General features: G+C 68.0%; 11 protein-coding genes and 2 pseudogenes. 8 read left to right on the forward strand and 5 right to left on the reverse strand.

The features are described 5' to 3' along the window. Positions 1–76 precede the first annotated feature (76 nt). Both EBE87_RS25480 and EBE87_RS30055 read right to left on the reverse strand, forming a co-directional pair. Positions 77–793 carry a LysR substrate-binding domain-containing protein gene (locus EBE87_RS25480; protein WP_233553313.1) on the reverse strand — a complete coding sequence of 239 codons (717 nt, stop codon included), beginning with the start codon at positions 791–793 and terminating at the stop codon, positions 77–79. A gap of 100 nt (positions 794–893) precedes the next feature. Continuing rightward, positions 894–1,019, reverse strand: a pseudogene (locus EBE87_RS30055) (helix-turn-helix domain-containing protein); the annotation flags it as partial. A 117-nt stretch (positions 1,020–1,136) separates the two neighbouring features. Here EBE87_RS30055 and EBE87_RS25485 point away from each other — a divergent pair. The 5 genes from EBE87_RS25485 to ggt are packed head-to-tail and all read left to right on the forward strand — an operon-like array spanning position 1,137 to position 7,734. Then, on the forward strand, positions 1,137–2,957 hold the full coding sequence (locus tag EBE87_RS25485; protein ID WP_120639444.1) for a CocE/NonD family hydrolase: 1,821 nt from the start codon (positions 1,137–1,139) through the stop codon (positions 2,955–2,957). 17 nt (positions 2,958–2,974) lie between these two features. Beyond that, on the forward strand, positions 2,975–4,570 hold the full coding sequence (locus tag EBE87_RS25490) for an ABC transporter substrate-binding protein (RefSeq protein ID WP_120639445.1): 1,596 nt from the start codon (positions 2,975–2,977) through the stop codon (positions 4,568–4,570). 2 nt (positions 4,571–4,572) lie between these two features. After that, entirely contained in the window at positions 4,573–5,070 is a 498-nt protein-coding gene (locus tag EBE87_RS25495; RefSeq protein WP_233553314.1) for a GAF domain-containing protein, read from the forward strand. A 51-nt stretch (positions 5,071–5,121) separates the two neighbouring features. Next, a complete protein-coding gene (locus tag EBE87_RS25500; RefSeq protein ID WP_233553315.1) occupies positions 5,122–6,105 on the forward strand; it encodes a Bug family tripartite tricarboxylate transporter substrate binding protein in 984 nt (327 codons plus the stop codon). A gap of 21 nt (positions 6,106–6,126) precedes the next feature. Then, entirely contained in the window at positions 6,127–7,734 is a 1,608-nt protein-coding gene (gene ggt / locus EBE87_RS25505) for a gamma-glutamyltransferase (RefSeq protein ID WP_120639448.1), read from the forward strand. A 419-nt stretch (positions 7,735–8,153) separates the two neighbouring features. Here ggt and EBE87_RS25515 read toward each other — a convergent pair whose 3' ends face one another. Both EBE87_RS25515 and EBE87_RS30565 read right to left on the reverse strand, forming a co-directional pair. Continuing rightward, on the reverse strand, positions 8,154–8,732 hold the full coding sequence (locus tag EBE87_RS25515) for a peroxidase-related enzyme (RefSeq protein WP_120639450.1): 579 nt from the start codon (positions 8,730–8,732) through the stop codon (positions 8,154–8,156). Then, positions 8,732–9,184, reverse strand: a pseudogene (locus EBE87_RS30565) (amidohydrolase family protein). The gene EBE87_RS25515 and the pseudogene EBE87_RS30565 overlap by 1 nt, the downstream one beginning before the upstream one ends. A gap of 802 nt (positions 9,185–9,986) precedes the next feature. Between EBE87_RS30565 and EBE87_RS25535 the strand changes: the two are divergent. Further along, complete coding sequence (locus EBE87_RS25535) at positions 9,987–10,727, forward strand: GntR family transcriptional regulator (RefSeq protein ID WP_120639454.1); 741 nt, start codon at positions 9,987–9,989, stop codon at positions 10,725–10,727. A gap of 75 nt (positions 10,728–10,802) precedes the next feature. On the opposite strand, the gene EBE87_RS25540 is transcribed toward EBE87_RS25535, so the two are convergent. Next, a complete protein-coding gene (locus EBE87_RS25540) occupies positions 10,803–12,245 on the reverse strand; it encodes an amidase (protein ID WP_120639455.1) in 1,443 nt (480 codons plus the stop codon). Positions 12,246–12,365: 120 nt separating this feature from the next. Between EBE87_RS25540 and EBE87_RS25545 the strand changes: the two genes are divergently transcribed. Then, complete coding sequence (locus EBE87_RS25545) at positions 12,366–13,949, forward strand: ABC transporter substrate-binding protein (protein ID WP_120639456.1); 1,584 nt, start codon at positions 12,366–12,368, stop codon at positions 13,947–13,949. Further along, on the forward strand, positions 13,949–16,243 hold the full coding sequence (locus tag EBE87_RS25550; protein WP_199707574.1) for a penicillin acylase family protein: 2,295 nt from the start codon (positions 13,949–13,951) through the stop codon (positions 16,241–16,243). Before EBE87_RS25545 ends, EBE87_RS25550 begins: the two co-directional genes overlap by 1 nt. Positions 16,244–16,344 lie beyond the last annotated feature (101 nt).

The raw sequence follows: 16,344 nt of genomic DNA on the forward strand, positions 1-16,344 counted from the left end.
ACCGCTGCGCCCACACCTTCATGTCCGCCATCTGCCTCGCCGCCACCGTCCTCTTCTGGATCAAGGAGTCCTGAGCCTAGGTCACTCCGGCACCCTGGCGCCAGCACAAGCTGCGCTTCAGGGCTCCGGCCTCGTGCCGTGCGGTCTGGGCAACCAGGGCAGCGAATTCCTCTACGAGGCCAGAGCGCGGCTGCCAGCTCGGGAAGAACATCCCGTAGGGTAGCGAGATGGAGGGGGCAAAGGCGCGGACCACCATCTGCGGCGCGGGGGAGGAACTAGCGACAAAGGGATCCGCCAGCGCGACTCCTAGTCCCAGCGCTGCCATCTGACAGACCACTACGCCATTCGATGCCTCGAACCGGCCGCACGGCGTAATCCCTGCTTCTCGGCAATGTTGTTCCAGCCCCTGCCGCAGAAGGGATCGCGGGTGCGTCACTACCATGTCGTGCCCAGCCAGGTCCTGCACCGTCACCTGCGTCAAGGCCGCAAGCGGGTGGTCCCGGTGCATGACCGCCACGGCCTCAACCTCGCAGAGCGGTTCCACCTTCAGGCCGGAATGCGCCAGCGGCAGCACCGTGACGCCCATGTCGAAATGCTCCTGCTCCACCACCGTTTCGGCATCCAGACGGATGCGAGTATCCACCACGGCGGAGAAATCGGGGACACGGGCGACCATCTCGCGCAACGCCCCGCCCAGCACGAAGCTGGCAACCTGGGGCGCGGTCAACAGCCGCAGGTGATTGTGCTTCTGCCCCTGGCGAATGCCGCTGGCCAGCCGCGTCCAGTCCATCATGCCCGGCCAGCACGCGCTCGGCCTGCTGCCAGAAGCGCAACCCATCGGCGGTCAGGGACAGGCGGCGGTTCTCGCGGCTGAACAGCGCGAAGCCGACCTCCCGCTCCAGCGCCGCCAGCAGGCGGCCCACCTGCGGCTGCGTGCGCCCCAGCCGCACTGCGGCCTGAGAGACCGATCTGGTTTCCACAAACGCGCGCAGAGCCTCGAGTGACCGCAGGTTATGCATAAGCCCCCCACCATGTGCGGAAACCGCATGATCTAGACATTATAATGCATTTGACGCATCGAGCGAGCTTCGGCATCCGTGACGCACGGAAGACCCCGCCGGCAGCAAGGTTTGAGAATGTCCGACAGCGATCACGGCAGTGCCGCCTGGCATGTGACCCCTTCACACTACGCAACGGCACGCGAGGCCGGCTGCGCCCTGCCCGCCGTGCCCGAATCCCGCTACCTGACCATGCGGGACGGCTGCCGCATCGCCATCGATGTCTGGCGGCCGGAAGGCGCCACCGGCCCGGTGCCGGCCATCCTGATCCTGACGCCCTATTACCGCCGCTTCGCCGTGGCGCCGGGCAGCGACGCCGACGCCATCCCCAATGCCGGCAAGTTCGTGCGCTACCTGGTACCGCGCGGCTACGCCGTGGTGGTGGTGGATGTGCGCGGCACCGGCGCCTCCTTCGGCACGCGGGACAGCTTCCGCTCCCCCAAGGAACGCGAGGACAGCCGGGAGATCACCGACTGGATCGTGGCGCAGACCTGGTCGGACGGGCAGGTCGGCGCGACCGGCATTTCGTATCCGGGCGCGGCGTCCGACTTCCTGGCCAGCACTGGGCACCCGGCGGTGAAGGCCATCGCGCCGCTGTTCGCGGTCTGGGATACCTATGCCGACAACTACTATCCCGGCGGCATCCTGCTGAAGCAGCTCGCCAAGAGCTATGACGACCTGATGGTCGCCATGGACCACGACCGGCGCGACCTGCTGCGCAACTACGTCTACTACGCCAACCCCGACCTGCGCGGCCCGCACCCGGTGGACGAGGACGCCGACGGCACCCTGCTGTCAGAAGCGCTGCGTGAGCACCTTGGCAACTTCCGCCAGCCGGACTTCATGGGCGAGTTCCGCTTCCGCGAGGACCCGCTGCCCTACGACCCCTCCTTCAGCTCCGCCTCCTTCAGCCCCTATTCGGTCAGCGAGGGCATCCGCAAGGACGTGGCAGTGCTGGCGGTGTCCGGCTGGATGGATGGCGCGGGCTACGCCAACGGCGCCATCGCCCGCTTCCTGACGCTGCGGGAGAACAAGGTCCACCTGCTGCTCGGCCCCTGGGACCACGGGGCGCGCTGCAATGTCTCTCCCTGGCGGCGGGAACAGACCTCGGACTTCGCGCTGCTGGGCGCCCTGCTGCGCTTCTTCGACCACTACCTGCTGCGCCGCGATACCGGGCTGGAGGCGGAACAGCCCGTCCACTACTTCAGCCTGCATGAGGAATGCTGGCGCGCCGCCGCGTCCTGGCCGCCGGTGGAAACGGTGCGGCGCCTGCATCTCGGCGCCGGGGCGCTGAAGGATGCCGCGGGCGAGGCCGGACAGGACGTGATGCGTGCCGACTTCGCCTGGGGCAGCGGCCATGGCACGCGCTACGAGCGCATCGCCGGCATCAACAGCACGGTCTATTATGCCGACTGGCAGGAACGGGAGGCCAAGCTCACCGGCTGGTCCTCCGCGCCGCTGGAGCAGGCGATGGAACTGACCGGCCATGGCCTGGCCGATCTCTGGCTCAGTGCCGACACGCCAGATGCCGCCATCTTCGTCTATGTCTCGGAAGTCGAGCCGGACGGCACGGTGCGCTACGTCACCGAAGGCCTGCTGCGCGCCCTGCACCGGAAGGAAAGTCCGGCGCCTGCGCAGTACCGCACCACCTGGCCCTTCCGCTCCTCCCGGCGGGAGGATGCGGCGCCATTGGTGCCCGGGCAGGTGGAGCGCATCCGCATCCCGCTGCTGCCGGTCTCCTGGGTATTCCGCGCCGGCAGCCGCATCAGGCTGTCGATCGCCGGCATGGATGCCGACCATTGCGTGCAGGTGCCGCACGGCCGGCCGCCGGAACTGACACTGCTGCGCGGTGGCGACCAGGCCTCAGCCCTGGAACTGCCCCTGCGGCCTACTCGTTGAACAACAAGGAAACGCCCATGCAACGCCGCCATTTCCTGGCCGCTTCCGGCCTTCTCGCCACCACCGGCTGGGGCGCACTGGCACCCCGCGCGGCCCATGCTGCCGGAACTACCCTGCAGATCGGGCTGGGCGGCGCCTTCACCACGGTGGACCCGCATTTCTACCATGCCGTGCCCAACCATACCGTGGCGATGCATATGTTCGAGCGGCTGATCAACCGCGCGCCGGACGGCCGCCTGATTCCTGGCCTGGCCACGGAATGGAAGCCGCTGTCCGATACGCTGTGGGAATTCAAGCTGCGCCCGGGCGTGAAGTTCCACGATGGCGGCGACTTCACCGCGGATGACGTGGTCTTCACCTTCGAGCGCGCGCGTGACGTGCCCAACAGCCCGGGCGGCTTTGGCGGCTTCCTGCGTGCGGTGGAGCGGGTAGAGGTGATGGACCCGCTGACCATCCGCCTGCACACGCCGGTGCCGGCGCCGGATCTCGGTCCGAACCTGACCTATGTCGGCATCATCTCCCGCCGCGTGGGGGAGAACGCCACCACGGCGGATTACAACTCCGGTAAGGCGGCTATCGGCACCGGCCCCTACAAGTTCGCCTCCTACACGCCCGGCAACCGGGTGGAGATGGTGCGCAACGACCTCTGGTGGGGCCCGAAGCAGGGATGGGAGAAGGTCTCGCTGCGCCTGATCACCAACCCCGCCGGACGTACCGCGGCGCTGCTCTCCGGCGATGTGGACCTGATCGACACCCCTTCCGTCAGCGACCTGCCGCGCCTGCGGGAGGACAGCCGGATTAATGTCGCCGCCATCCCCGGCATCCGCCTGCTGTATCTGGTGCCGGACCTGTCGCGGGAAGGCGAGAGCCCCTTCGTCACGGACAAGGCCGGCAAGCCGCTGGCGCGCAACCCGTTCCGCGACCTGCGCGTGCGGCAGGCGCTGTCGCTGGCCATTCAGCGGGACGCCCTGGCGGAGCGCGTGATGCTGAGCACCGCCGAGGCCACCGGCCAGTGGATGCCGCCGGGCAGCTATTCCTATGCGCCCAATGTTGCGCCGCCGAAGCCGGACCCGGAGCGCGCCCGCCGCCTTCTGGCCGAGGCCGGGCTGCCCGATGGTTTCAACCTGACCCTGCACACGCCCAACGACCGCTATCCCAACGACGCGCGGCTGGCCCAGGCCATCGCGCAGATGTGGACGCGCATCGGCGTGCAGACCACCGTGGAGGCGATGCCCTGGAGCACCTATGCCGCGCGCGGTGGGCGCCAGGAATTCTCCATGGGCCTCTGGGGCTGGGGCAGCGCTACCTTCGAGGGCGGCTACATGCTCAGCCAGTGCATGGCCAGCTACAACAAGGAACGCAGCCTCGGCCTGTATAATTATGGCCGCTACAGCAACGCGGAACTGGACGCGCTGACGGTCAAGGCGACCTCCACCGTCGATGACACGGCACGCGAGAAGCTGCTGATCGAGGCGACGGAGAAGGCCATGGCCGACCTGCCGCTGATCCCGCTGCTGATGTTGCAGAACCTCTGGGCCGTGCGGAAGGGCATCGCCTTCTCGCCGCGCTCGGACGAGCGGACACTGGCGGTGGACGCGCGGGCGGAGGGTTGAGCATGTTGCGTCCCGACCCCCTGCCCCACCTTGCCCGGCTGGCTCTGGCGCAGGCGGAGGACGCGCAGCCCCAGGCCACCTTCCAGGCGCTGGATGCGGCCCTGGCGGCGGCGGTGGGCCACCGCCTCTGCACGATCCAGATCCACTACGCGGATGGGGAGGCCGAGCGCGTCTATTCCAACGTGCCGCAGCATTATGCGGTGGGCGGGCGCAAGCGCGCCTCCAACGCGCCACGGATGCGGGAGCTGATGCAGCACGGCCGCCCCATCCTGATCCGCACGGAGGAGGATCTGCGCGCCAGCTACCCGGACCATGCCGGCGCCAGCGCGCTGGGCTGCGGCAGCGCCATGAACACGCCGGTGCGCTGGCGCGGCCGCACCCTGGGGCAGGTCAACCTCATGCACCAGGCCGGCTGGTACACCGAGGACGACCTGCCGCTGGTGCGCAGCTTCGCGCAGTTTCTCGTGCCTGCCTTCCTGCTGCTGGCCGAAAGCGGCTGACCGCCCCGGCCCTCCCCCGGCGCAGCGCGCCATGCCTGAAGGAGCATGACCATGTTCGCTGAACTTCCCCGCCGCCGCCTGCTGCAAGGCGCCGCCCTGCTGGCGGCCGGCCCTGCCGCCGCGCAGGGCGTCCCCTGGCCGCAGGCGCGTCCGATCAGCGTGGTGGTGCCCTTCGGGGCCGGTGGCGCAACCGATATCGCCGCCCGCGTCATCGCGCAGGAGATGCAGGCCACGCTGGGCCAGAGCATGGTGCTGGAGAACCGGGGCGGCGCCGGCTCCACGCTGGGCACCGGCCATGTCGCGCGAATGCCTGCGGATGGTTATACGCTGCTGATCACCACCATCAGCGGCCTCGCCATCGGGCAGACACTCTACCGCGACCGCATCCAGTACGATGCTGACAAGTCTTTTGCCCATATCGCCATCATGATGGGCACGCCCTACCTGCTTTGCGTTGACCCGAAGCTGCCCATCCGCAACCCGGCCGATTATCTCCAGGCCTCGAAGACGAAGCCGATGGATTACGGCACCTCCGGTGTCGGTGGTGTGGCGCACCTGCTGGGGCTCCGGCTGGCGGCGGCGACCGGCGCACGGCTGGAGCACATCCCCTATCGCGGCTCCACCCAGGCCATCACCGATGTCATGGCGGGCGTAGTACCCAGTGTCATGGACAGCCTGACCGCCACCAGCGCGCATATCCGTTCGGGCGCGCTGCGCCCGCTGGCGACCTCGGCACCCGAGCGCTCGCCCGACTTTCCGGACGTGCCGAGCTTCCGCGAACTGGGCTATCCCGATGTGGTGGCCGATGGCTGGGCCGGCCTCGCCGCCCCCGCCGGCACGCCGCGCCCCATTCTGGAAAAGCTGGCCGAGGCCATGCGGAACGCCCAGGCCAGCCCCAATGTGCAGCGCCGCTTCGCCGAGACCTCCACTACGCCAGGCCGCTACTACCTGGACCAGGCGCAGGATTTCGTGCGCAAGGAAGTGGCGGCCTGGAAGCCGGTGATCGAAGCCTCCGGCATCACGCCGGATCAATGAACAGCAGCAGGGAGTAAGCGGATGCGCGGCATCGTGGTGGCGGCCCAACCGGAAGCGGCGGAAGCGGGCGTCGAGGTTCTGCGGCGCGGCGGCAACGCGGTGGACGCCGCCATCGCCTGCGCCTTTAGCCAGGGCGTAGTGGACCCGCAGATGTGCGGCCTAGGTGGCTTCGGCGCCATGCAGATCTGCATGCCCCAAAAGGGCATCCATACGGTGCTGGAATTCTTCGCCCGCGCGCCGCTCTCCGCGACACCTGAGATGTGGGAGGACAAGTTCATCGGCCAGTCGCGCGACGGCTTCGTCTTCCTGCTGAACGACCAGAGCAACGATATCGGCTACGGCTCCATCGGCACGCCGGGCAATGTGGCGGGCTACACCGAGGCGCTGTCCCGCTTCGGCACCATGCCGCTGCGCGACGTGGTGGCGCCGGCTATCGCACAATCGCGGCGCGGGGTCATGGTGCGGCCCTATGTCCACTACTACTGGACGATTGATCATGGCGGTGACGGGCAGGTCAATGTCGAGCACAAGCTGCGCTTCAGCGAAACAGGACGGCAGGTCTACTTCCGCCCCGACGGCACGCTGAAGCGCCCCGGCGACATCCTGCACAATCCGGAGATCACGCGTACGCTGGAGCGCATCGCGGAAGGCGGAGCCGAGATCTTCTATCGCGGCGACATCGCACGAGAGATGGCGGCGGACATGCAGTCGCACGGCGGCGGCGTCACTCTGGAGGATCTGGCCGCTTATCGTGTGCGGGAAAAGGCGCCGTGCTGGGGGCGGTACCGCGGGCTGCGCGTTGCGTCGAACCCACCGCCGGCCGGTGGCGGTTCGTTGATCGAGTTGCTGCATATCCTGGAGCAGTTCGAGCTGGGCGCGCTGGAGCACAACAGTGTCGAGCATCTGCGCATTCTGGCCGAAGCCATGAAGTGGATGACCATCGACAAGGATGCCCATATGGGAGATCCGGATTTTGTCGATGTGCCGCTGGAGCGGCTACTATCGGCCGAACATGCCGCCGCGTTGGCCGCCCGCATCCGTGCCGGCGAGAAAGCCGCCGTTCCACGCGCGGGCGAACCCAAAGACCCGCCGGATACCACCGTGGTCTGCGTCGTGGATGCCGAGGGCAATGCGGTCTCCATGACGCATACGCTGGGTATTCCTTCCGGCGTCATCACGCCAGGATTGGGCTTCATGTATAATGGCTGCATGAGCGGCTTCGATCCGCGCCCAGGCCGCGCCGCTTCCATTGCCCCCGGCAAGAGCCGGGGCAGCGCCATGGCGCCGACCATTGTCTTCCGGGATGAAAAGCCCTGCATGGTACTGGCCGCGCCCGGCGGCACCTATATTGTGCCAGCACTGGCACAGGCCATCAGCAATGTCGTCGATTTCGGCATGAGCATGGCGGAAGCCGTGGCCGCGCCGCGCATCATGGCGCTCAGCGACACTATCGACGTCGCCAACCGCATCCCACACAGCACGACTGACGCATTGGCCGCACAAGGCTACCCGACCGCGCGCTCCTACCAGAGCTTCGCCTTCGGTGCACCACATGGGCTGGCACTGCAGGACGACGCATGGCGCGGGGGCGCAGATCCGCAGCGAGATGGGATGGTGCTGCAAGCCTGACTACCCCTGTGCCGAGCGAGGCCATTGGCGCGCACGAAGGGTGTCCTGGGACGCTTCTGGGCGGCGAAGATATGCGCGATGCCGGAGTTGATCCGAACACGTGATGCATTGCTTCGCCTACGGCTCAGAAAGATGACGCTGCGGCGGACGGCAGGGCCGAATCCTCTCGGATCGGCCGCACCGCCTCTGCACCTCTAGATGACTTTCCGCTGAAGGACAGCAACGGCGACACCCTGAGGTCCGCATAGGACGGATAGACAAGCACCGACTCGACGGCTTCGCTGGCCCGACGCGTGCGCAAGCCAAGCTTGCTGCGCCTGTGGCCGATCTTGTCCAGCGTCAGGAACAGAACTGTCTCCTGAAACCTGCCCCGCATCGGGGGACCGCTGATCCAGTCGTCCAGCGGCGGTCAAGATCGTCTATCGGCCCATCGCATAGAACTCGTCGTTGGGCCGTAGGCTGGTGACATTTGCCAACCGGTTCGACATGCCGAAGAAGGCCGCGATCGCGGCGATGTCCCATGCATCCTCCTGGTCAAAGCCATGCTGCGCCAGGGTGGCCATGTCGTCGTCGCCGACCGCATAGGCCTTGAAGGCGACCTTCATGGCGAAGTCCAGCATCGCCTTCTGCCGCGGCGTGATATCGGCCTTGCGATAGTTGATGGCGACCTGTTCGGCGATCAGCGGGTTCTTTGCCCGGATGCGAAGGATCGCGCCATGCGCAACGACGCAGTATTGGCACTGGTTCGCATTGCTGGTCGCCACCACGATCATCTCGCGCTCCGCCTTGATCAGAGTGCCAGGCTTGTCCATCAAGGCATCGTGGTAGGCCATGAAGGCGCGGAATTCTTCGGGCCGATGCGCAAGGACAAGGAAAACGTTGGGGATGAACCCCGCCTTTTCTTGTACCGCGAGCAGCCGCTCGCGGATATCGTCCGGCGTCTCCTCCAGCGTGGGCACGGGGAAGCGGCTGATCGGGAATGGGGCCTGCTCGGTCATCACGTCACCTCGGTCTCGTCAATCCAACTCTGGGAAGTCGTAAAGGCTCCGCGCATCTGGGCCAAGAATTCGGTTTCGCACGGTTTCATCCGGGCCCATTCTAGCATCATGTCCAGTAGGTCGCCGTCGTTGGGCATAACCCGGCCTCGCATGTTCACATGCGGCCAGTCGGAGCCCCAGAGCAGCCGTTCCGGCGCGGCCCTCACCAGGGCCCGGGCGATCGGCGTCACCGCTAATTAAGGGACATCCTGGCGCGTGCAGCGCATAGGCCCGGAAAGCCGCACCCAGACCCTGCCGCTGTCCAACATCCGCAGGATGGTTCGGAAGGTCGGCTGGTCCGTGCCGCCCTCGGCGGGAATTGCGCCGAAATGGTGCAGGACCACCCGACCCGGCAGGCTGGACAGGCGCGGGGTGAAGTCCTCGAGGTCGCGCGGCGAGGGATAAAACTGCACGACCTAGCCAGCTCCGCCGCCATGGCGGCCACGCTTTCGGTGAGGGGCGGCAGGTGCGCGCCGTGATAAGGGCTGACGAAGCGGCAGCCGCGCACGCTCAGGCCGTGCAGCCGCTCCATCTCCACCATGCTGACCTCCGGGGCTAGCAGCGCTACGCCGGGGAAGCAGGTGGGGAAGCAGCGCAGCGTGTCCTCCAGATGGCGGGTGCCTATGCCGTAGCCGCCGCCGTTGACAATCATCGCGTAGGACAGGCCGAGCACGTCCTGCAGCGCGATGTTTGTCTCCGGCAAGGCGTCCTCTGAGATGTACTTGCTGCCCAGGTCGAAGAGATACTTCCCGGCCGGCCGAAGAGGTGGATCTGCCCGTCCACCGCACCAAGAGGGCAGACCAGGCGCGGCTTACGCGGATGGCGGTCTTCATGCAATCGCCGCGTGCTGCCTGCGCTGCCACCGCCTTATCCACCACCGGGAGGTTAGTGGCCGAGCACGATGGGACCTAGGAGCATATCATGTCTATGAACCGGCGCCCGTCGGCATCGGCGAGGTGGCAGCCTTCGGCGCGAACAAAGAACTGGGGATAGCCCTCCGGCAAAATCCATGCGGAGAGATGGTCCCAGAGCCCGGCGGGAATCACATACTCGGTTCTGGCCCGCAGGGCATGATCGAAGCTGTTGGAATGCAGAACCGCATTGCTACCAGACATGCCATGCTTCCTTCAGAAAGCCTGTTTGATATATCATGTATAAGAAAGTTTACGGGCCCGACTCCTAGTTTTCAGCGGCCGTGATGGATATCTCACAGCCATGTCCCTGACCACCTCTCTTCCTGTCCTGGCTCGCACCAGCCTGAACGACAGGGTCTACGAGACCCTGCGCGCCGCCCTGCTGGAGGGACGCCTGCGCCCGCACCAGCGCCTGAAGATCCGCGACCTCGCCTCCACGATGGGCGTCTCGGAAACCCCGGTGCGTGAGGCCGTGATGCAGTTGGTCCGCGAACGTGCGCTGACGCTGCAGACCAGCCGCTCGCTTACCGTGCCGCGCCTCTCGACCTCGCAGTACCTGGAGCTGCGGCAGATCCGGCTGGAACTGGAAGGCCTCGCCGCCGCCCACGCCGCCGAGCGCATTTCCGCCCGCGACATCACGGCACTGGCCAAGCTGCATGAGCGGCTCCTGAAGGCGGAGGAAACCGGCCAGGCGGCTGAAGCAGTGCGCAGCAACTGGCACTTCCACGCCCGCCTTTATGAGGCCGCGGCGATGCCGGAGCTGTTCCACCTGATTCAGGGCCTGTGGCTGCGCAACGGTCCGTTGCTGACTTACCTCTATCCGCACGCGGCGCCCACTTATCCCGGCCGCCACCGGCATCTCGATGTGCTGGACGCGCTGCGCGCGCGGGACGGGGCCAGGGTTCGTGCCGCCGTCCAGGCGGACATGATCGAAGGTGGCGCGGGGCTGCTGCGCCTACTGCAGGACCTTGATGCCAGTCGCCTCAGCGAGGCGCCTTTTGCCGTCGGGTCCAATCCCGATCCGCTGCAGGCGGTGGCCTAGACCGGCCACTGCGCGAGCAGGCGAAACGGGCGATAGGCTGCATGCCTTGACCGTCCTCATGCCCGGTCCTGGTCGTCAGGCGACTTGGACTTCCGACGGGCGGCAAGCGGCCCAGGGACGGGCTTCCTCCAGCACCGAGCCCAGCCGCAGCAAGTCCAGCTCCGCCCCCCAGCGCCCGACCAGTTGCACCCCGGTCGGCAGCCCGGCATCGTCGAATCCATTTGGCACCGTCAGCGCCGGGTGCCCGGTCAGATTGAACGGGTAGACATAGCTGCTCCAGCCCTGTCGCGTGATGCCGCAGAGTTCCCCCTCGACCTCCACCTCGTCATGGGCAGCGTCGAAATCCGCCGGCAGCGCGGTGCGGCTCAGGGTCGGGGTGACCAGCACGTCGAACCGCTCGAACAGCCGCTGGATCGCACGGAACAGCCGTGTGCGGGCATATTGCCCTTCCCGGAACTCCGTCAGGCTGAAGCCATCGCCACGTTCCATGAAGGCCAGCAGCGTCGGGTCCATCCGGTCCCGCCATTCGGCCAGGTACCGGCGTTGTGAGATCGCGAAGTTGGCCTGGTACATCACCCGGCCCGGCATCTCCATCCAGTCGATATCGGCGCCCGCCATGTCGACGGCGGCGCCCAGTGCCTCGAACACCGACACCGATGCCTGGAGGTTCGCCGCCATCTCCCGCTGCAGCCGCGCATTGGCGGCGTGCTCGATCACACCGATCCGCAGCCCGTGCAGATCGCGCCCTGCCAGCGCAGGGGACAGCGGCAGGTCCGCCGCCCGCAGGCTCCAGGGGTCGGAGGCATCGGGCCCGGCCAGAACCGCCCGCATTGTGGCGAGGTCGGCCAGCGTGCGCGCCATCGGCCCGGCATAGGTGTAGTTGCCGAAGGCGTCCGCGCCCTGCTGCCAGGGGATCGAGCCCAGCGTCGGCTTCAATCCCACCACGCCGCAGCAGGCTGCCGGGATGCGGATAGACCCGGCGCCATCCATCCCGAGCGCGATCGGCCCCAGTCCCGTCGCCACGGCAACCGCTGCTCCGCCGCTCGACCCGCCAGCGGTGCGCGCCGGGTCCCAGGGATTGCGTGTGGTGCCGAAGGAAGGACCGTCGGTGAGGCCCTTGTGGCCGAACTCCGGCAGCGTCGTCTTGGCGAAGATGATAGCGCCCGCCGCGCGCAGCCGGGCGACGGTGACGTCGTCCGCGGTGGCTTCGGCGCTGTCGGCGAAGATGGCGGAACCATAGGTGGTCCGCACGCCGCGCACATCCACCTGGTCCTTGATGCTGACCGGCACGCCATGCAGCGGGCCGAGAGGCGCGCCGCTCCGCACCGCCGCCTCCGCCGCCCGCGCGCTGGCCAGCGCCTCATCCTCCAGCAGCACCACGAAGGGGTTCAGCCGCGCCTGCACCTGCCGAGCCTCCGCGAGCACCGCCTGAGTCAGCTCGACGGGCGATAGCGCGCCGCTGCGGATCAGCGCGGCGGCCTTCGTGGCGGGGGTGAACAACAGGTCTGCGTCGGACATCGCGGGAGGCCTCCTTCGAGCCGGCGCAGGGGAAATGTCTTGCCCCGACTGATATCGGATATATCCTGTATCAACTGCGGACCGCGATCAAGCAGGGCGCCGCACGACCGGAGGGGCATTATGAGCACCATCACGGCATCACGACGCGGTGTCCTGGCAGGCATGGCGGCTCTCGCGCTGCCAGCGGCAACCTGGCCCCGCCCGGCGGCGGCGCAGCAGAAGCCATTGACCGTCATGCTGGAATCCGAGGTTGTCATCCTCGACCCGCACATGACCACCGCCGCCATCACCCGCACCTTCGCCTACCATGTCTTCGACATGCTCTACGGCAGCGATGCCGCCGGGCGAGTCCATCCCCAGATGGTCGATTCGCACGAGGTTTCCGCCGACGGGCTGCAGTGGCGCTTCACCCTGCGCCCCGGCCTGCGCTTCCATGACGATGCCCCGGTTACCGCGGGGGACTGCGTCGCCTCGCTCGCCCGCTGGGCGCCGAGAGACGCGCTGGGCCGCATGCTGCTGGCCGCCGGCGCCACAATGGCGGCGCAGGGCGAGCGCGTGTTCACCATCACGCTGACCAAACCCTTCCCGCTGATGCTCAGCGTGCTGGGCAAGCCCAATGCGCCGCTGCCCGTCATCATGCCGGCGCGCGTCGCCGCCGCAGCCGGGGAGGGGCGGATCAAGGACATCATCGGCTCTGGCCCGTTCCGCTTCGTGGTCGACCGCTGGAAGGTCGGCGACAGCATGGTGCTGGCGCGGTTTGAGGGCTACGTGCCGCGCCAGGAGCCGGCCGACTTCCTGTCCGGCGGCAAGGTCGTGCAGGTACCGCAGGTCGTGCTGCGGGCAATCGGCGACGACACCACCGGCGCCAATGCTCTCGTCACCGGCGAAATCGACTACATGCAGTACCTGCCCTTCGACCTGGTGCCGATGCTGGCGCGCTCGCAGGGGGTGAAGGTGATGACCCTGAAGGGCCTGGACATGTTCCAGGGCAATTTCCGCCTCAACGCGGCAAGCGGTCCCTTCGCCGACCCGGCGGTGCGCGCCGTGTTGTGGAAGCTGGTGGATCAGAAGGAGATGCTGCAGGCCGCCGGCATCGAGCCTGGCGTGCGGATGGACCATTGCGCCGCCTTCTTCATGTGCGACGCACCGTTGGCCAGCGATGCGGGCGCTGGCTCCGCCAAGTTCGATCCGGCCGCCGGCAAGGCCGCGCTGGCCCGCACCGGCTATAAGGGCGAGCCGGTCGTCATGCTGCAGGTCGCTGGTTCGATTTCCCAGGCGGCGGGCAGCCTGCTGGCGCAGCGCATGCGGGAAGCCGGCTTCACGGTGGACGAACAGGTCATGGACTGGGGCACGGTGCTGCAGCGCCGAAGCCGCAAGGAAGGATGGAGCGTGTTTCCGGTCTATTCCAACGGCGTCGACATGGCCTCTCCGCTGACCCATTTCTACGTGTCCAACAACTGCGCCGACTATACAGGCTGGAGCTGCAGCGAGCCGATGTCCGAACTGCTGATCCAATTCGCCGCCGCACCGGACGATGCGGCCCGAGCCCGCATCGCCGCGGCCATCCAGGAGGACGCCTACCGCACGACGCCCACGGTGATGTGGGGCCAGTTCTCCCGCCCCGCCGGCTACCGCTCGCGGTTGCAAGGGCTGGTGCAATCCTCCTTCCCCATCTTCTGGGGCGTGCGGCTGGCGGACGCCTGATGATCGACGACACCATGCTCCGCGCCGCGCTCTCCGACACGCGCGGCACCCGGGTTCTGCCTGGCCTGCGGGACGACGTCATCGTGCGGCGGGACGAATGGGGCATCCCGCACATCAAGGCCGGCACGGCGCATGACGCCCACTTCGCCCTCGGCTTCGTCCATGCACAGGACAGGCTTTTCCAGATGGAACTCACCCGCCGCCGCGCGCTGGGCCGGGCGGCCGAGTGGCTGGGGGCGGAAGCCGCCGAGGGCGACGCGCTGTGCCGGCGCCTGGGCATGGAGGCCGCCTGCCGCCGCGACTATGCCGCCCTGGGCGGCGAGGCGCGCGCAATGCTGGATCGCTACGCCGCCGGAGTGAATGCCTTCCTCGGCTCCAACCCGCCGCTGCCGGTCGAATACGCGCTGCTTGGCGCTACCCCGGAGCCCTGGGAAGGCTGGCACCCGATCGCGGTGATGCGCCGCCTCGGCCTGCTGATGGGTTCCGTGTGGTTCAAGCTGGCGCGCATCCTCGCTTTGCCGATTGTGGGCGCGGAGAACGCGGCCAAGCTGCGCTACGACGATGGCGAGGCCGAGTTGCTGTGCATCCCGCCCGGCGCCACCGGCACCCGCATGGCCGCTGACCTGACCGCGTTGCGCCCCGCGATCACGGCCCTTCTCGCCGCCATGGGTTCGGACGAGACCGGCGGCGGCAGCAACAACTGGGCGGTCGGCCCCGGCCGAAGCGCCAGTGGGCGGCCCATCCTGGCCGGCGACCCGCACCGGGTGTTCGAGATCCCGGGCATGTACGCCCAGCATCACCTGGCCTGTGACGAGTGGGATGCCATCGGCCTCACCGTGCCCGGGGTTCCGGCCTTCCCGCACTACATGCACAACGGCCGGGTCGCCTGCTGCGTCACCCATGCCTTCGTGGATATCCACGACCTGTTCCTGGAGCGCTTCGAGGACGGTGCCTGCCTGTTCCGCGACCGCCGCGAGCCCCTGTGCAGCCGCACCGAGACCATTCGCGTGCGCGGCGAGGCCGACCGCGTGATCACTATCCTGGAAACCCGTCATGGCCCGGTGGTGGCCGGGGACCCGGCCTCCGGCGCCGCCCTGGTGCTGCGCTCGGTCCAATTCGCCGATACTGACCTGTCCTTCGACTGCCTGCCCCGCATGCTGCGCGCCGGCAGCGTGCCCGAATTGTTTGAGGCGACGCGCGGCTGGGGGCTGATCGACCACAATCTGGTTGCCGGCGACGTGCAGGGCCGCATCGGCCATCGCGTCCGCGCCCTGGTGCCGCGCCGCCCCCGCGCCAATGGCTGGTTCGCCGTACCGGGCTGGACCGGGGATGGCGAGTGGGACGGCTATATCCCGCACGAGGCCATGCCCGAGGTGATCGACCCCGAGGGCGGCGCCATCGTTACCGCCAATAACCGCGTTGTCGCGGATGGCGAGCCTTATCTCTGCACCGACTGCCATCCACCATACCGCGCCGCCCGCATCGCCGCGCTACTGGACGCCATGCCGCGCTTCGGGGTGGAGGATGCCGCCGCCATCCATGGGGATGTGCTGTCTCCCAACGCGCCGTTGTTCCAGGCCCGGCTCCGCACCCTGGCCACCCCGCGCGACCCGCGCGCGGCGGCGCTGCGCGAGGAACTGCTGGGCTGGGACGGCCGGATGGAAGCGGGCTCGATCGCCGCCGGACGCTACAACGCGCTGCGCCGGGCGATGACGGCCATCCTGGCCCGCCGCTCCGGCCTGGCGGGAATGACGGCACATCCTTGGGCGGCGGTGCCACCCGGCGTATCGGCAGAGGGAAACCTGTGGTGGGTGCTGCCAACCCTGCTGCGGAACGATGACGTCGCGATGCTGGACGGCTGGAGTTGGGATGACATGCTGCAAGCCGGGCTGGAGGAAGCCGCAGCGGCGACGGCAGTCCCTTGGGGCGAGGCGCACCGCCCCACCTTCCGGCACCCGCTTTCGGGCCTGTTCGCGGATGCAGCGCCCCTGTTGGACCCACCCTCCATGCCGCTGGGTGGAGATGGTGACACTGTGATGGCGATTGGCCTCGTTCCCGCTGCTGGCCCCGCCGCCAGCTATGGCGCGCTATGCCGCTACGTCATCGACGTGGGCGACTGGGAGAACTGCCGCTGGGCAGTGTTTCACGGCGTCTCTGGCCAGCCGGGCAGTCCGCATTATGCCGATCAAGCGACGGATTGGGCGGCCTGCCGCATGGTGCCGATGCGCTACGACTGGTCTGGAATCGAGCAGGCAGCGACTGCCACGCAGCGACTGCGCCCCGCGACGATGTAATAGCGCCTTTCAAAACCTAGGTTCAGGCCTCATTGATCCGGAAGAGGGCGGCGGCTGCGAGGCAGATGGCGGACATGAAGGTGTGGGCGCAGCGGCCATAG

The sequence above is a fragment of the Teichococcus wenyumeiae genome (assembly GCF_003696345.1).
GTDB lineage: Bacteria > Pseudomonadota > Alphaproteobacteria > Acetobacterales > Acetobacteraceae > Pseudoroseomonas > Pseudoroseomonas wenyumeiae.

Coding starts and splice junctions, on each gene's coding strand:
- EBE87_RS25540 (WP_120639455.1), bottom strand. CDS start 12,245: ATGTCCGACGCAGACCTGTTGTTCACCCCCGCCACGAAGGCCGCCGCG.
- ggt (WP_120639448.1), top strand. CDS start 6,127: ATGCGCGGCATCGTGGTGGCGGCCCAACCGGAAGCGGCGGAAGCGGGC.
- EBE87_RS25500 (WP_233553315.1), top strand. CDS start 5,122: ATGTTCGCTGAACTTCCCCGCCGCCGCCTGCTGCAAGGCGCCGCCCTG.
- EBE87_RS25545 (WP_120639456.1), top strand. CDS start 12,366: ATGAGCACCATCACGGCATCACGACGCGGTGTCCTGGCAGGCATGGCG.
- EBE87_RS25550 (WP_199707574.1), top strand. CDS start 13,949: ATGATCGACGACACCATGCTCCGCGCCGCGCTCTCCGACACGCGCGGC.
- EBE87_RS25495 (WP_233553314.1), top strand. CDS start 4,573: ATGTTGCGTCCCGACCCCCTGCCCCACCTTGCCCGGCTGGCTCTGGCG.
- EBE87_RS25515 (WP_120639450.1), bottom strand. CDS start 8,732: ATGACCGAGCAGGCCCCATTCCCGATCAGCCGCTTCCCCGTGCCCACG.
- EBE87_RS25480 (WP_233553313.1), bottom strand. CDS start 793: ATGATGGACTGGACGCGGCTGGCCAGCGGCATTCGCCAGGGGCAGAAG.
- EBE87_RS25535 (WP_120639454.1), top strand. CDS start 9,987: ATGTCCCTGACCACCTCTCTTCCTGTCCTGGCTCGCACCAGCCTGAAC.
- EBE87_RS25490 (WP_120639445.1), top strand. CDS start 2,975: ATGCAACGCCGCCATTTCCTGGCCGCTTCCGGCCTTCTCGCCACCACC.
- EBE87_RS25485 (WP_120639444.1), top strand. CDS start 1,137: ATGTCCGACAGCGATCACGGCAGTGCCGCCTGGCATGTGACCCCTTCA.